Below are 15,613 nucleotides of genomic sequence, written 5' to 3'. Positions count from 1 at the left end.
CTCAAGGGCCGCACGGAGGCCTTCCGTGCGGGAGCGGCTGCCGCTGTGGCTGCAGGACAGCTGCGCGGTGCGGCCGCGGGCGGTGGCCGCCGTCGGGGTGGTGCTGATCTGCGCCGTCGGATTCGCCGGGCAGCGGTACTGGTCGGCCCGGCCGCGGGCGGTGACCGTGCCCGCGGTGGTCGCCCCGGGGGCCCTCCCGGCGGCGGCCACGGCACCTGCGGCGGCTCCGGCCCAGGGAGCGGCCGCGGGGGCCGGTGGGGGCGGTGGGACGGCCGTGCGGATCGTCGTCGACGTCACCGGCAAGGTCCGGGATCCCGGGGTGCGGCGGCTGCCCGCCGGTTCGCGGGTGGAGGACGCGCTGGCCGCCGCCGGGGGAGTGCGGCCGGGCACCGACACGACCGGGCTGAACCGGGCCCGCGTGCTGGTGGACGGCGAGCAGGTGGTGGTCGGTGCCCCGGCGCAACCGCCACCGGCCGGGGTGGCCGGCGGCTTCGGTCCTGTCCCCGGTGCCGGCTCCGGCCTCGGTTCCGGTCCTGGCCCGCTGAGTCTGGGTTCGGCCACGGTCGCACAGCTCGACGGCCTGCCGGGGGTCGGGCCGGTGCTCGCGCAGCACATCGTCGACTTCCGCACCGCCCGCGGCGGCTTCCGTTCCGTGGAGGAGCTCCGTCAGGTCGACGGCATCGGTGAGCGGCGTTTCGCCGACCTGCGCGCGCTGGTACGGCCGTGAACCGCCCGGCGGGTCCGACCTCGCCGGACCTCCGCCTCGCGGTGCCCGCCGCGGCCGCCTGGGCGGCGGCCGCCCTCGCCCTGGACGCGCCCGTCCACCGGACCGCCCTCGGGGTGGGCCTGGGGATGGTCTGCGCGGGCCTGTTGATGCTGGGCGCGTGCCGGCGTCCGGGACCGCTGTGGCGGCTCGCCCCGGCCGCGGCGGCAGCCCTGCTGTGCGCGGCCGCCGGAGCGGGGGTGGCGGGGCTCCAGCGGGCCGAGGCGCGGGCCGGGCCGGTGGCCGGGCTGGCCCGGGAGCATGCCCGCGTCCTCGTGGAACTCACCGTCGGCTCCGACCCGCAGGCCGCCCGGAGCGGGAGCGGGCCGCCCGTGGTGGTCCTGGACGCGGTGGTGACCCGGGTGACCGGGCCCGACGGGTCGATCACCCGGGTCGAGACCCCGGTGCGGGTGCTGGCCGGGCATCCGGGATGGGCCCGGCTGCAGCCTTCCACCCGGGTGGTGGTGGTCGCCCGGCTGGCTCCGGCGCGGGGTGGGGAGCGGGCCGTGGCGCTGCTGCGTCCGGCCGGTGACACCCCGCCCCGGGTGGCCGGCGGCCCGGACACCGTCCAGCGGTTCGCGGAGCGGCTGCGGGCCGGGCTGCGCGAGGCCACCGAGGGGCTCGCGCCGGATGCCAGGGCCCTGCTGCCGGGACTGGTCGTCGGGGACACCTCCAGGGTTCCGCCCGATCTGCACGAGGCCTTCCGGGCCACCGACCTGCTGCACCTGCTGGCCGTCTCCGGGTCCAACCTGACCGTGGTGCTGTTCCTGCTCATCGGGCCCCCGGCCCGTGCGCAGCAGGCGGAACGGCGCGGGCTGGCGCCCCGGCTCGGACTCTCGCTGCGGGTCACCGCCCTGTGCGGGGCGGCCCTGACGCTGGCCTTCGTGGTGGTGTGCCGGCCGGAGCCGAGCGTGCTGCGGGCCGCCGCCTGCGGGGCGGTCACCCTGCTGGCCATCGCCACGGGGCGGCGCAGATCCCTGATCCCGGCCCTGGGCGCCGCCGTGCTGCTGCTGGTGCTCTACGACCCCTGGCTCGCCCGCAGCCCCGGCTTCCTGCTCTCCGTCCTGGCCACCGGGGCGCTGCTCACCCTCGCTCCCCGGTGGAGCGAAGCCCTGCGGCGCCGTGGGGTGGGGCCCCGGTCGGCCGAGGCGCTGGGGGCCGCCGCGGCCGCGCAGGCGGTGTGCGCGCCCGTGGTGGCCGTGCTCGCCGCCCGGGTCAGCCTGGTGGCCGTGCCGTGCAACCTGCTGGCCGAGCTGGCGGCGGGCCCCGCGACGGTCCTCGGCTTCGCCGCGCTCGCGGTGGCTCCGGTATGGATGCCCGCCGCGGAGCTGCTCGCCCGGTGCGCGGCGGTGCCGGCCGGGTGGATCGCCGGCGTGGCCCGGGCAGGGGCCCGATTCCCGGGCGCGGAGCTGCCGTGGCCGGGCGGGCTCACCGGCGGTGTTCTGCTGGCCGTCGCCACCCTGGCGGTCGTGGTGATCGGCGGTGCCCGGTTCCGTGGGCGCGGGTGGCTGTGTTCCGCCCTGGCGGCGCTGCTGCTCCTGGCCGTACTGCGGCCGCCGCAGCTCACCCGTACGCTCTCCGGCTGGCCGCCGCCCGACTGGAGCTACGTCCAGTGCGCCGTGGGGCAGGGGGACGCCGCCGTGCTCGCCGTCGGACCCGGTGAGGCCCTGGTGGTGGACGCCGGCCCGGAGCCCGGACCGGTGGACGACTGTCTGCGCGCCCTGGGTGTGCGGCGGGTGCCGCTGCTCCTGCTGACGCACTTTCACGCCGACCACGTCGGAGGCCTGTCGGGGGTGTTGCGGGGTCGGTCCGTGGGTGTGATCCAGGCCACCGCGTTGGAAGAGCCGCGCGGGCAGGCCGAGTTCGTCCGGCGGACCGCGGCGGCCGCCGGGGTGCCGATCGTGAAGGCGGTGCAGGGAGAGCGGCGCCGGGCCGGGGCGTTCGAATGGCAGGTGCTCTGGCCTCCGCCGGACGGACCACCGCCCGAGGGCCCCAACGACGCGAGCGTCGCCCTCCTGGTGCGCGGCGCGGGGCTGACCCTGCTGCTGCTCGGCGACCTCGAACCGGCCGCGCAGCAGGCTCTCTTGAGGGCCCGCCCGGACCTCGGCCCGGTGGACGTCCTCAAGGTCGCCCACCACGGCTCCGCGCACCAGGACCCGGAGCTGTACGCCCGGGTCCGGCCACGGCTCGCACTCGTTCCCGTCGGCGTGGGCAACCGCTACGGACACCCCGCGCCGCGTACGCTCGACCGGCTTCGGGAGCTGGGTGCGACCGTGCTGCGTACCGATCTCGACGGCTCGATCGCCGTCACCGGGAGCGGAGTTCGGCTACGGTCATTTCCGGCCAACCGGCGGCGGAATCGGCGCGGCCATACCGGGCGCGACCACTCTGTTTGCCCACAACCCGACAGCATGATCGAATGCGTCTTCGCCAGAACGGTCCAAGTCCACACAGCACGGGGGTGCATCAGCCATGTTCGGTCGCAGACGGGGGATGGAGTCGGCCGGAAGCTCCAGCCCGCCCACATCCGCGACACTGACGCTGCCGCCGACGGCGCGTCTGCTCAGCTGCCGGGTTCTCGACACGGTCCACCGACCGGTCCGGCAGGCCGCGTTCGAGGTGACCGACCCGATCGGCCGGCGCATCGTCAGCGGCGAGACCGACCCGTACGGCGGCTTCGCCGTGGCCGTACCGGAGGGGGAGTACCGGCTCTCCGTGACCACGGAGGGGTACGCGCCGTTCCACGGGGTCACGATCGTGGGGGACCCGGGGCAGCCCGGCACCGCGGAGATCATCCTCGACACGGTGGAGCCGCCGCTGCTGCCGCAGCCCGGCCACTGGGAGCTCGACCCGACGCACTCGTCCATCGGCTTCACGGCCCGCCACATCGGCCTGGCCCGCATCCGCGGCCGGTTCACCACGTTCGCCGGGGCGGTACGGATAGCCGAGCGCATGGAGGACTCCTCCATGCACGTGATCATCGACGCGGCGAGCATCGACACCGGGGTGCGGCTGCGCGACGACCACCTGAGGTCGGGGGACTTCCTGGACGCGGTCCGCCACCCCACGGTGGAGTTCTACAGCGAGCGGTTCATCCACCGCAGCGGCAGCACTTGGACCGTGGCCGGAGCGCTGACCCTCCACGGGGTGAGCCGGTCCGTGACCCTGGACACCCAGTACCTGGGCCTGGGCACGGGCATGGAGGGGGAGCTCCGGGCGGCCTGCCGGGCCACCACCGAACTGCACCGCGAGGACTTCACCCTCAACTGGCAGTCGATGCTGGCGCACGGGATCGCGGCCATCGGTTCGAGCGTGGACGTGACCCTGGACATCCAGGCCGTGCGCAAGGCCTGACGCGAAGGCCGCCGAGCCCCCTACGGGGCTTCCAGCCAGCCCTCGTACTCGGCGGCGAGGCCGTCCAGCGTGCCGGTGTCGAGCCGTTCCTGCGGGTCCTCGACGACCACCAGCCACTGGGCGTCCTCGGCGTCGTCCTCGCCGGCCAGCGCGTCGCGGACCAACTGCGGTTCCTCCGGGAGGCCGAAGCGGTCGACGGCCTCCTGGGCCACCTCCTCGGCGGCGTCGCGGTCGGGCAGGACGAGTACATGTCGCACATTCACGCGACCATTCTCGGGCACGCGGGGCGGAGGGCTGTCGGTGCGGCGTGGGATGCTGGATCCGATGGCCACCAGGAAGAACTCCACCGACGATCCGCTTGCCCCGCTCACCCTCGCGGTGGGGCAGGAGGAGCTGCTGCTCGACCGTGCCGTGCGCGAGGTGGTGGCGGCCGCCCGCGCCGCCGACGCCGACACGGACGTCCGCGACCTCGCCTCCGAGCAGCTCCAGCCCGGCACGCTCGCCGAGCTGACCAGCCCCTCGCTGTTCTCCGAGCGCAAGGTGCTGGTCGTGCGCAGCGCGCAGGACCTGTCCGCGGACTCGGTCAAGGAGGTCAAGGCCTACCTCGCCGCGCCCTACGAGGAGATCATCCTGGTCCTCCTGCACGCGGGCGGGGTCAAGGGCAAGGGCCTGCTGGACGCGGCCCGCAAGGCGGGCGCGCGGGAGATCGCCTGCCCGAAGATGACGAAGGCGGCGGACCGGCTGTCGTTCGTGCGGGGCGAATTCCGCACGCTCGGCCGGTCGGCGACCCCGGAGGCCTGCCAGAACCTGGTGGATGCCATCGGCAGCGACCTGCGGGAGCTGGCGAGCGCCGCCGCGCAGCTGTGCGCCGACGTCGAGGGCACCATCGACGAGGCCGTCGTCGCCCGCTACTACACGGGCCGGGCCGAGGCCTCCAGCTTCACGGTCGCCGACCGGGCGGTCGAGGGGCGGGCGGCCGAGGCCCTGGAAGCCCTGCGCTGGTCCTTGTCCACCGGGGTGGCACCGGTCCTGATCACCAGCGCCCTGGCCCAGGCGGTCCGTGCGATCGGCAAGCTCGCCTCCGCCCCCCGCGGGGCCCGGCCCGGCGACCTCGCCCGGGACCTGGGCATGCCCCCCTGGAAGATCGATCGGGTCCGCCAGCAGATGCGCGGCTGGTCGGCGGACGCGGTCTCGGACGCCCTGCGCGCCGTGGCCGCCGCCGACGCCGGGGTCAAGGGCGGCGGCGACGATCCCGAGTACGCCCTGGAGAAGGCCGTGGTGGCGGTGGCCCGCGCGGCCCGCCCCCAGCGCCGGTAGCGAGCAGCACGAAGGCCCCGGCCGTCACCCTGGGGAAGGGTGGTGGCCGGGGCCTTCGGTTACTTCTGAGTTGCTCCGCACCCGCGTGGCGAACGCTTCGTGTGCGGAGCGGGGTGCCGGTCAGGAGCGGGAGAGAGGGCCCACTGGGTCCCTTCCGGCGATCACATCAGGAGCTTCAGCCCTGCAGGGAGGCAACCTTGGTGGCCAGCGCCGACTTCTTGTTGGCGGCGGCGTTCTTGTGGATGACACCCTTCGAGACAGCCTTGTCGAGCGCACGCGCGGCAGCGCGAGAAGCCACGGTGGCCTTCTCGACGTCACCGGCGACGACGGCCTCGCGGGCCTTGCGGATCGCGGTCTTGAGCGAAGACTTGACGGCCTTGTTGCGCAGGCGCGCCTTCTCGTTCGTCTTGTTCCGCTTGATCTGGGACTTGATGTTCGCCACGAAAGAGCCTTTTCAGGTTCAGAGTTTGATCTTCGGATTGTGTCCCGACAGCTGAGAGGGCATACGAGACACAGCTGCCCAGGCTACCAGGCACGCTAGGGGCGGCCCAAACCGAGCGCACTGCCCCGTCCATGGGACCATGGGAGTCTGCGTATAGATCCGACATCGCGCCGCCGAGAGCGACGGGAGCCGGACTTTCGCTCCGACCGACGCTCCGCAAACGCTTCCGACTGCGACCGAGAATCAGGACACTGCGTGCCCGCGATCCCCAGCCACGTGCCCGAGCCGAGCCGTACCGACCCGGCGCTGATCCGCAACTTCTGCATCATCGCGCACATCGACCACGGCAAGTCGACCCTCGCCGACCGGATGCTCCAGCTCACCGGTGTGGTCGACCAGCGGCAGATGCGCGCCCAGTACCTCGACCGCATGGACATCGAGCGTGAGCGCGGCATCACGATCAAGTCCCAGGCGGTCCGGCTGCCCTGGGCGCCCACCACGGGCGAGGGGCAGGGCAACACCCACGTCCTCAACATGATCGACACCCCCGGGCATGTCGACTTCACCTACGAGGTCTCGCGCTCCCTCGCCGCCTGCGAGGGCACCGTCCTCCTCGTGGACGCCGCCCAGGGCATCGAGGCCCAGACCCTCGCCAACCTGTACCTGGCGATGGAGAAGGACCTCGCGATCGTCCCGGTCCTGAACAAGATCGACCTGCCGGCCGCCCAGCCGGAGAAGTTCGCCGAGGAGCTCGCGAACCTGGTCGGCTGCCAGCCGGAGGACGTCCTGCGCGTCTCGGCCAAGACCGGTCTCGGCGTGGACGCGCTGCTGGACAAGATCGTCGCCACGGTCCCGGCCCCGGTCGGCCCCAAGGACGCCCCGGCCCGCGCGATGATCTTCGACTCGGTCTACGACTCGTACCGCGGTGTCGTGACCTACGTCCGTGTCGTCGACGGCCAGCTCAACAAGCGCGAGCGCATCCGGATGATGTCGACCGGCGCCACCCACGAGCTGCTGGAGATCGGCGTCTCCTCGCCGGAGATGACCCCGGCCGACGGCATCGGCGTCGGCGAGGTGGGCTACATCATCACCGGCGTGAAGGACGTCCGCCAGTCCAAGGTCGGTGACACCATCACCAGCCTGCACAACGGCGCGACCGAGGCCCTCGGCGGCTACAAGGACCCGCGTCCGATGGTCTTCTCCGGCCTGTACCCGCTCGACGGCTCGGACTACCCGGACCTGCGCGAGGCCCTCGACAAGCTGCAGCTCAACGACGCCGCGCTGGTCTACGAGCCGGAGACCTCGGCGGCGCTCGGCTTCGGCTTCCGCGTCGGCTTCCTCGGCCTGCTCCACCTGGACGTGGTGCGCGAGCGCCTGGAGCGCGAGTTCGGTCTCGACCTGATCGCCACCGCGCCCAACGTGGTCTACCGCGTCGTCATGGAAGACGGCAAGGAAGTCTCCGTCACCAACCCGAGCGAGTTCCCCGAGGGCAAGATCTCGGACGTGTTCGAGCCGGTCGTCCGGGCCACCCTGCTCGCGCCCTCCGAGTTCATCGGCGCGATCATGGAGCTCTGCCAGCAGCGCCGCGGCACCCTGCTCGGCATGGACTACCTCTCCGAGGACCGCGTCGAGATCCGCTACACCCTCCCCCTCGCGGAGATCGTCTTCGACTTCTTCGACCAGCTGAAGTCCAAGACGCGCGGCTACGCCTCCCTGGACTACGAGCCCACCGGGGAGCAGTCCGGCAGCCTGGTCAAGGTCGACATCCTGCTGCACGGCGACAAGGTCGACGCCTTCTCCGCCGTCTGCCACAAGGACGCCGCCTACGCCTACGGCGTGCGCCTGGTCGCCAAGCTGCGCGAGCTCATCCCGCGGCAGGCCTTCGAGATCCCGATCCAGGCGGCCGTCGGCTCCCGCGTCATCGCCCGCGAGACCATCCGCGCCATCCGCAAGGACGTCCTCGCCAAGTGCTACGGCGGTGACATCTCCCGTAAGCGGAAGCTGCTGGAGAAGCAGAAGGAAGGCAAGAAGCGCATGAAGATGGTCGGCTCCGTGGAGGTCCCGCAGGAGGCCTTCATCGCCGTCCTCTCCAGTGACGAGTCCGGCGGCAAGAAGAAGTAGTAGTCCCGCCGTCACGCGACACACACAGGCCCCCGCCCCCGGGTGCGGGGGCCTGTTTCGTTATGAAGCGGCCGCTCGCGGGCTCTTACGCGGGCGCCGGTCGCGCTCTAGTCTGATCACTGCTCGACGGTTACTCGCCAGTTTAAAAAAGACAACGGCTGCAAACCCGCCAGTCCCCAGCGCCCCCAGCGCCCCACGCCCACGCACTACCGCGTGGATCGGTCCGGAGGATGTCGTGAGCGACACACAGACCTATCTCGAGAACCGCCCGCCCACGGTGGCGGTGCTCTTCCTTGAGCGCGTCGCAGCGACGCCGAACGACGAGGCCTACCGGTACCCGGTACCGGCGGCCGGCGGTCAGGGCGGCGCCGACGACTGGAAATCACTCAGCTGGGGCCAGGCGGCCGAGCGGGTCTTCGCCATCGCCGCCGGTCTGATCTCCCTCGGCCTGGAAACGGAGGAGCGCGTCGCGCTCGCCTCCAACACCCGGGTCGACTGGATCCTCTCCGACCTCGGCGTGATGTGCGCCGGTGGCGCGGTCACCACGATCTACCCCAGCACCAACGCGGACGAGTCGGCGTTCATCCTCGCCGACTCCGACAGCCGGGTGCTCATCGCCGAGGACGCGGCGCAGGTGGCGAAGGCGCGTGAGCGCCGCGCCGACCTGCCGAACCTCGCCCACGTCGTGGTGCTGGACGCAGCCGACGCGGTCGCCGCCGAAGGTGACCCCGAGGGCTGGGTGCTCTCCCTCGCGGAGCTGGAGGCGCGCGGCAAGGAGTACCTCGCCAAGCACCCCGAGGCGGTTGACGAGCGGATCGCGGGGATCACCTCCGACCAGCTCGCCACCCTCATCTACACCTCCGGCACCACCGGCCGCCCCAAGGGCGTGCGGCTGCTGCACGACAACTGGTCGTACCTGGCCAAGGCCATGGTCGCCACCGGGCTGATCGGCAAGGAGGACGTCCAGTACCTGTGGCTGCCGCTGGCCCACGTCTTCGGCAAGGTGCTGACCTCCGGGCAGATCGAGGCCGGGCACGTGACCGCCGTCGACGGCCGGATCGACAAGATCATCGAGAATCTGCCGATCGTGCAGCCGACGTACATGGCCGCCGTCCCGCGCATCTTCGAGAAGGTCTACAACGGCGTGGCCGCCAAGGCCCGCGCCGCCGGCGGAGCCAAGTACAAGATCTTCCAGTGGTCGGTCGGCGTCGCCCGCGAGTACGCCAAGGTCACGCAGGACAACTTCCGCCGCACCGGCCAGGCGACGGCCCCCTTCGGCCTCACCACCAAGCACAAGATCGCCGACGCCCTCGTCTACTCCAAGCTCCGCGAGGCCTTCGGCGGGAAGCTGCGGGCCGCCGTCTCCGGCGCCTCCGCCCTGGCCCCCGAGATCGGCTTCTTCTTCTCCGGAGCGGGCGTCCACATCCTGGAGGGCTACGGCCTGACCGAGTCCAGCGCGGCCTCCTTCGTCAACCCGGGCGAGGCCTACCGCACCGGCACGGTCGGCAAGCCGCTCCCCGGCACCGAGGTCCGCATCGCCGACGACGGCGAGGTCCTGCTGCGCGGCCCCGGCATCATGCAGGGCTACCACCGGCAGCCCGACAAGACCGCCGAGGTCCTGGAGTCCGACGGCTGGCTGCACACGGGCGACATCGGCGAGCTGTCGCCCGACGGCTACCTGCGCATCACGGACCGCAAGAAGGACCTGATCAAGACCTCGGGCGGCAAGTACGTCGCCCCGGCCGAGATCGAGGGCCAGTTCAAGGCGATCTGCCCGTACGTGTCGACGATCGTCGTGCACGGCGCCGACCGTAACTTCTGCTCCGCGCTGATCGCCCTCGACGAGCCGTCCATCCTGACCTGGGCGGCCGAGAACGGGCTGGAGGGCAAGACGTACGGCGAGGTCCTGGCGGCGGCGGAGACCAACCGCCTCATCGAGACGTACGTACAGACCCTGAACGAGGGCCTGCAGCGCTGGCAGACGGTCAAGAAGTTCCGGCTGCTGCCGCGCGACCTCGACGTCGAGCACGGCGACCTCACGCCCAGCCTCAAGCTGAAGCGGCCGGTGGTCGAGCGTGAGTTCAAGCACCTGATCGAGGAGATGTACGAGGGGTCCCGCGAGGCGTAGAGCCTGCCGCGGGCCCGGCGGGGCGGGGCGGGGGACCGCCCCGCCGGGCCCCGCTCCCCGGGGCTCCGCCCCCGGCCCCGCGCCTCGAACGCCGGCGGGGCCTTTCCGGTGCGGGATGATGGGGGCATGCCTTCCGCACTCCCCGACGGTGAACCCATGCCCGAAGACGGCTCGCTGCCGTCGCATGCCCTGGCGGGCGCGGGGGAGCGGCCGCTCGGTTTCTACCTGCACGTCCCCTACTGCGCCACGCGCTGCGGGTACTGCGACTTCAACACCTACACGGCCACCGAGCTGCGGGGCACCGGCGGCGTGCTCGCCTCCCGGGAGAACTACGCCGACACCCTGATCGACGAGGTCAGGCTCGCGCGGAAGGTGCTCGGCGACGACCCGCGCCAGGTCCGGACCGTCTTCGTCGGCGGCGGCACGCCCACGCTGCTGCCCGCCGCCGACCTCGTCCGCATGCTCGCGGCGATCCGGGACGAATTCGGCCTGGCCGAGGACGCCGAGATCACCACGGAGGCCAATCCCGAGTCGGTGGACCCGCGGTACCTGGCCGAGCTGCGCGCCGGGGGCTTCAACCGGGTCTCCTTCGGCATGCAGAGCGCCAAGCAGCACGTCCTGAAGGTGCTCGACCGCACCCACACGCCGGGGCGCCCCGAGGCGTGCGTCGCGGAGGCGCGGGCGGCCGGTTTCGAACACGTCAACCTCGACCTGATCTACGGGACGCCCGGGGAGTCGGACGAGGACTGGCGGGCGACGCTCTCGGCGGCGCTGGGGGCCGGGCCGGACCACATCAGCGCCTACGCGCTGATCGTGGAGGAGGGCACCCAGCTGGCGCGGCGGATCCGCCGGGGCGAGGTCCCGATGACGGACGACGACGTGCACGCCGACCGGTACCTGATCGCGGACTCGGTCATGGCCGAGGCCGGCTACTCCTGGTACGAGGTCTCGAACTGGGCCACCTCGGAGGCCGGGCGGTGCCTGCACAACGAGCTGTACTGGCGCGGCGCCGACTGGTGGGGCGCGGGGCCGGGTGCGCACTCGCACGTCGGCGGGGTGCGGTGGTGGAACGTGAAGCACCCGGGGGCGTATGCCGCGGCGCTGGCGGAGGGGCGGTCGCCCGGTGCGGGACGGGAGCTCCTGTCGGAGGAGGACCGGCGGGTGGAGCGGATCCTGCTGGAGCTTCGGCTGGTGGACGGGGTGCCGTTGTCGCTGCTGGCTCCGGCCGGGCTGGCGGCGTCCCGCAAGGCCCTGGCGGACGGGCTGCTGGAGCCGGGGCCGTACGAGGGCGGGCGGGCCGTGCTGACGCTGCGCGGGCGGTTGCTGGCCGATGCGGTGGTGCGGGACCTGGTGGACTAGCCTGCGGCGCCGTTGCCGGGGGCGCTGCCCCCGGACCCCCGCGCCTCGAACGCCGGCGGGGCTGAAAGAGGCGCGGCGAGGCAAGAAGAGGCGCGGCGGGGCTGAGAGGGGCCTGCGGGGCGGTCAGGCCGTGACGTGGTCGATGAGGTGTTCCACCGAGCCCAGGAGGGTCGGTTCCAGGTCGCGGTACGAGGTCACCCGGGACAGGATGTGCTGCCAGGCGGCGCCCGTGTTCTCCGGCCAGCCCAGGGCCCGGCAGATGCCCGTCTTCCAGTCCTGGCCGGGCGGGATCACCGGCCACGCCGGGATGCCCAGCGCGGACGGTTTCACCGCCTGCCAGACGTCCACGTACGGGTGGCCCACGATCAGGACGTCCGGCGAGGTCACCGACGCCGCGATGCGGGACTCCTTCGAGCCCGGGACGAGGTGGTCCACCAGGATGCCGAGGCGGGCGTCCGGGGCCGGGGCGAACTCGGCGACGATGGCCGGGAGGTCGTCGATGCCCTCCAGGTACTCCACCACCACGCCCTCGATCCGCAGGTCGTCGCCCCAGACGCGTTCCACCAGCTCCGCGTCGTGCCGGCCCTCCACGTAGATCCGGCCCGCCCGCGCCACGCGCGCCCGCGCCCCCGGTACGGCCAGCGAGCCCGAGGCCGTCAGGAGCGGCCCCGCGGGCCTGCGCGTGGGGCGGACCAGGGTGACCACCTCGCCGTCCAGCAGGAACCCGCGCGGCTCCATCGGGAACACCCGCCGCTTGCCGAAGCGGTCCTCCAAGGTCACCGTGCCCGCCTCGCAGGCCACCACCGCGCCGCAGAAGTCCGTACCCGCCACCTCGACCACCAGGTCGGGGTCCGCAGCCACCTCCGGCACGGCCTTGGGTCGCTTCCACTGCGGGGTCAGGTCGGGGGAGTACTCGCGCATCCGGCCGACAGTAGGAGAGCCGCGCGCGTCACGCCTCCGACACGCCGGAACGGGCCGCCAGTGTGGCGCGTTGCGCACGTACGAATTCCGCCCCGACCACCGCTCCGTGACCCGGCACGTACAGTGCGTCGTCCCCGCCCAGCGACAGTAGCCGGTCCAGGGCCGCCGGCCACTGCCCCACCATGGCGTCCGGACCCACCGAGGGCTCGCCCGACTCCTCGACGAGGTCCCCGCAGAAGACCACCTCGCGCTCGCCCGGCACGAAGACGGCCAGGTCGTGCCCGGTGTGCCCGGGCCCCACGTTGGCCAGCAGCACCTGTACGCCGCCCAGTTCCAGCGTCCACTCGCCCGACACCTCGTGCCGGGGCAGCACCAGCAGGTCCACGGCCTCCGCGGCCTCCGCCGCCGCGAGCCCGTGCCGTACCGCGTCCCGGCGCAGCTCCTCGCGGCCCGTCGACAGCAGTGCGGCCAGCCCGACCGCCCCGAACACCTCGGCCCCGGCGAAGGCGGCCCCGCCCAGGACGTGATCGAAATGACCGTGCGTGAATGCGATATGGGTCACGCGCCGGCCCGTCAGCCGCTCCGCCTCGGCGCGTACCCACGCGCCCTCGCGTACACACGAACCGGGGTCGATCAGAAGGACCGAATCCTCGCCCACCACCAGCCCCACGGTGCAGTCCCACACCGGCAGTCGCCGCCGGCCGGCCCGTCCGGTCAGCCGTTCCCAGCCGGACTCTTCCCAACGCACGTCCATACGGCGACGCTACCCTGGCGGGCCTCCCTTGCCAGGGGCTCACCGCCCGGCCGTACACTGAGCGGGGGCTCTCTGGCACTCGAACGATCAGAGTGCCAACAAACACGGCAGAACACGGCAACGGACCACAGCTGGAGGTGTGCGCGCGATGCTCAGCGAACGCAGACTCGAAGTGCTGCGCGCCATCGTCCAGGACTACGTCGGGACGGAGGAGCCGGTCGGCTCCAAGGCGCTCACGGAGCGGCACCGGCTCGGCGTCTCGCCCGCCACCGTGCGCAACGACATGGCCGTGCTGGAGGAAGAGGGCTACATCGCCCAGCCCCACACGAGCGCCGGCCGGATCCCCACCGACAAGGGCTACCGCCTCTTCGTCGACAAGCTGGCGGGGGTCAAACCGCTGTCGTCGCCCGAGCGCCGGGCCATCCAGAACTTCCTCGACGGCGCCGTCGACCTCGACGACGTGGTCGGCCGCACGGTACGGCTGCTCGCGCAGCTCACCCGGCAGGTCGCCGTCGTCCAGTACCCGAGCCTGACCCGGTCGACCGTCCGGCACGTGGAGCTGCTCTCGCTCGCTCCCGCGCGCCTGATGCTCGTACTGATCACGGACACCGGGCGGGTCGAGCAGCGGCTCATCGACTGCCCGAGCCCCTTCGGGGAGACCTCGCTCGCGGACCTGCGGGCCCGGCTCAACAGCCGGGTCGTCGGGCGCCGCTTCACCGATGTGCCCCCGCTCGTCCAGGACCTCCCCGAGTCCTTCGAGGCCGAGGACCGCGGCACCGTCTCCACCGTGCTCGCGACACTCCTCGAAACCCTGGTCGAGGAAGCCGAAGAGCGGCTGATGATCGGCGGAACCGCCAATCTCACCCGCTTCGGACACGATTTTCCCCTGACGATCAGGCCGGTGCTCGAAGCGCTGGAGGAGCAGGTCGTGCTCCTCAAGCTGCTGGGCGAGGCCAACGAGTCGGGAATGGCCGTACGGATCGGGCATGAGAACGCCTACGAGGGACTGAACTCCACGTCGGTCGTCTCGGTCGGTTACGGTTCGGGCGGCGAAGCAGTCGCCAAACTCGGCGTGGTCGGACCGACCCGCATGGACTACCCCGGAACGATGGGAGCGGTACGCGCAGTGGCACGTTACGTCGGACAGATCCTGGCGGAGTCGTAAGTGGCCACGGACTACTACGCCGTTCTCGGCGTGCGCCGCGACGCATCGCAGGACGAGATCAAGAAGGCATTCCGGCGGCTTGCACGCGAGCTGCACCCGGATGTGAACCCTGATCCCAAGACGCAAGAGCGTTTCAAGGAGATCAACGCCGCCTACGAGGTCCTCTCGGACCCGCAGAAGAAGCAGGTCTACGACCTGGGTGGCGACCCGCTGTCCTCCTCGGGCGGTGGCGGCGGAGCGGGCGGCTTCGGAGCGGGTGGCTTCGGCAACTTCTCCGACATCATGGACGCCTTCTTCGGCCAGGCCTCGCAGCGCGGCCCGCGCTCGCGGACCCGGCGCGGCCAGGACGCGATGATCCGCCTCGACCTGGAGCTGGACGAGGCGGCCTTCGGGACCACCAAGGACATCCAGGTCGACACGGCCGTCGTCTGCAACACCTGCTCCGGCGAGGGTGCCGCTCCCGGCACCTCGGCGCAGACCTGCGACATGTGCCGCGGCCGCGGTGAGGTCTCCCAGGTCACCCGGTCCTTCCTGGGCCAGGTCATGACCTCGCGCCCCTGCCCGCAGTGCCAGGGCTTCGGCACCGTGGTCCCGACCCCGTGCCACGAGTGCGCGGGCGACGGCCGGGTCCGCTCCCGTCGCAGCCTCACGGTCAAGATCCCGGCGGGTGTCGAGAACGGCACCCGGATCCAGCTCGCGGGCGAGGGCGAGGTCGGCCCCGGCGGCGGCCCCGCCGGCGACCTGTACGTGGAGATCCACGAGCTGGCGCACCCGACCTTCCAGCGGCGCGGGGACGACCTGCACTGCACGGTCACCATCCCGATGACGGCGGCCGCACTGGGCACCAAGTGTCCGCTGGAGACGCTGGACGGGCTGGAGGAGATCGACATCCGGCCCGGCACCGGGTCCGGCCAGGCGATCCCGCTGCACGGGCGCGGCGTCACCCACCTGCGCGGTGGCGGACGCGGTGACCTGATCGTGCACGTCGAGGTCACCACCCCGGGCAAGCTGGACGCCCAGCAGGAGGACCTGCTCCGCCAGCTGGCGAAGCTGCGCGGCGAGGAGCGGCCGATGGGCCAGTTCGCGCCGGGTCAGCAGGGTCTCTTCAGCCGGCTGAAGGACGCTTTCAACGGTCGCTGACCGACCGGGATCCACCGTCACGAGCCCGGCCTGGGGATTCCCCGGCCGGGCTCGTCGCACGAGGCCGACGGCGGCTCCGGACCGGTCGGGAAGCGGACTATGCCAGGCGAATGCCATGATTCGGCCCCATGCGCGGGACGTGGCACGAT

The 15,613-nt window shown here is 72.5% G+C and carries 12 protein-coding genes and 1 pseudogene; 9 read left to right on the top strand and 4 right to left on the bottom strand.

The genetic code is table 11. The features are described from left to right. The first annotated feature begins 25 nt into the window (after positions 1-25). The 3 genes and pseudogenes from AB8A24_RS15180 to AB8A24_RS15170 all read left to right on the top strand — a co-directional run bounded on the left by AB8A24_RS15180 (position 26) and on the right by AB8A24_RS15170 (position 4,117). Entirely contained in the window at positions 26-727 is a 702-nt protein-coding gene (locus AB8A24_RS15180; RefSeq protein ID WP_369476054.1) for a helix-hairpin-helix domain-containing protein, read from the top strand. After that, positions 724-3,099, top strand: a pseudogene (locus tag AB8A24_RS15175) (ComEC/Rec2 family competence protein); the annotation flags it as partial. The gene AB8A24_RS15180 and the pseudogene AB8A24_RS15175, both read left to right, overlap by 4 nt. A gap of 157 nt (positions 3,100-3,256) precedes the next feature. Continuing rightward, complete coding sequence (locus AB8A24_RS15170; protein ID WP_328965983.1) at positions 3,257-4,117, top strand: YceI family protein; 861 nt, start codon at positions 3,257-3,259, stop codon at positions 4,115-4,117. Between the two features lie 20 nt (positions 4,118-4,137). Here the strand turns inward: AB8A24_RS15170 and AB8A24_RS15165 are convergent, their stop codons facing one another. Further along, positions 4,138-4,380, bottom strand: coding sequence for a hypothetical protein (locus tag AB8A24_RS15165; RefSeq protein ID WP_030715683.1), 243 nt, complete (start codon positions 4,378-4,380; stop codon positions 4,138-4,140). A 61-nt stretch (positions 4,381-4,441) separates the two neighbouring features. Here AB8A24_RS15165 and holA point away from each other — a divergent pair, with 61 nt between their 5' ends. Beyond that, positions 4,442-5,434, top strand: a complete 993-nt coding sequence (holA, locus tag AB8A24_RS15160) for a DNA polymerase III subunit delta (protein ID WP_369476052.1) — start codon at positions 4,442-4,444, stop codon at positions 5,432-5,434. Positions 5,435-5,609: 175 nt separating this feature from the next. Here holA and rpsT read toward each other — a convergent pair whose 3' ends face one another. Further along, positions 5,610-5,876: a 30S ribosomal protein S20 gene (gene rpsT, locus AB8A24_RS15155; RefSeq protein WP_030384651.1), complete on the bottom strand. Its 267-nt coding sequence runs from the start codon at positions 5,874-5,876 to the stop codon at positions 5,610-5,612. A gap of 255 nt (positions 5,877-6,131) precedes the next feature. Here rpsT and lepA point away from each other — a divergent pair, with 255 nt between their 5' ends. The 3 genes from lepA (at position 6,132) to hemW (ending at position 11,484) form a co-directional block, all read left to right on the top strand. Then, the gene (gene lepA / locus AB8A24_RS15150; RefSeq protein ID WP_266391299.1) at positions 6,132-7,997 is read left to right on the top strand and encodes a translation elongation factor 4; all 1,866 of its coding nucleotides are present in this window, start codon (positions 6,132-6,134) and stop codon (positions 7,995-7,997) included. Positions 7,998-8,232: 235 nt separating this feature from the next. After that, positions 8,233-10,125, top strand: coding sequence for an AMP-binding protein (locus AB8A24_RS15145; protein ID WP_328963401.1), 1,893 nt, complete (start codon positions 8,233-8,235; stop codon positions 10,123-10,125). A gap of 126 nt (positions 10,126-10,251) precedes the next feature. Continuing rightward, a complete protein-coding gene (hemW, locus tag AB8A24_RS15140; protein WP_266391295.1) occupies positions 10,252-11,484 on the top strand; it encodes a radical SAM family heme chaperone HemW in 1,233 nt (410 codons plus the stop codon). A 123-nt stretch (positions 11,485-11,607) separates the two neighbouring features. On the opposite strand, the gene AB8A24_RS15135 is transcribed toward hemW, so the two are convergent. Then, positions 11,608-12,405, bottom strand: a complete 798-nt coding sequence (locus AB8A24_RS15135) for a DUF3097 domain-containing protein (RefSeq protein ID WP_328963402.1) — start codon at positions 12,403-12,405, stop codon at positions 11,608-11,610. A gap of 28 nt (positions 12,406-12,433) precedes the next feature. Next, entirely contained in the window at positions 12,434-13,159 is a 726-nt protein-coding gene (locus AB8A24_RS15130; protein ID WP_266391291.1) for an MBL fold metallo-hydrolase, read from the bottom strand. Between the two features lie 148 nt (positions 13,160-13,307). Here AB8A24_RS15130 and hrcA point away from each other — a divergent pair, with 148 nt between their 5' ends. Together hrcA and dnaJ are read left to right on the top strand one after the other, a co-directional pair. After that, positions 13,308-14,324 (top strand): heat-inducible transcriptional repressor HrcA, encoded by a 1,017-nt coding sequence (gene hrcA, locus AB8A24_RS15125; protein ID WP_030715666.1) that lies wholly within the window; start codon positions 13,308-13,310, stop codon positions 14,322-14,324. Continuing rightward, positions 14,325-15,464: a molecular chaperone DnaJ gene (gene dnaJ / locus AB8A24_RS15120; RefSeq protein ID WP_030010180.1), complete on the top strand. Its 1,140-nt coding sequence runs from the start codon at positions 14,325-14,327 to the stop codon at positions 15,462-15,464. Positions 15,465-15,613: the final 149 nt, after the last annotated feature.

Source organism: Streptomyces sp. BF23-19, from assembly GCF_041106355.1.
In the GTDB taxonomy this organism is placed as follows: domain Bacteria; phylum Actinomycetota; class Actinomycetes; order Streptomycetales; family Streptomycetaceae; genus Streptomyces; species Streptomyces virginiae_A.
The sequence above is the reverse complement of the archived record's forward strand: the minus strand, read 5'-3'. Positions and strand labels throughout refer to the sequence as shown.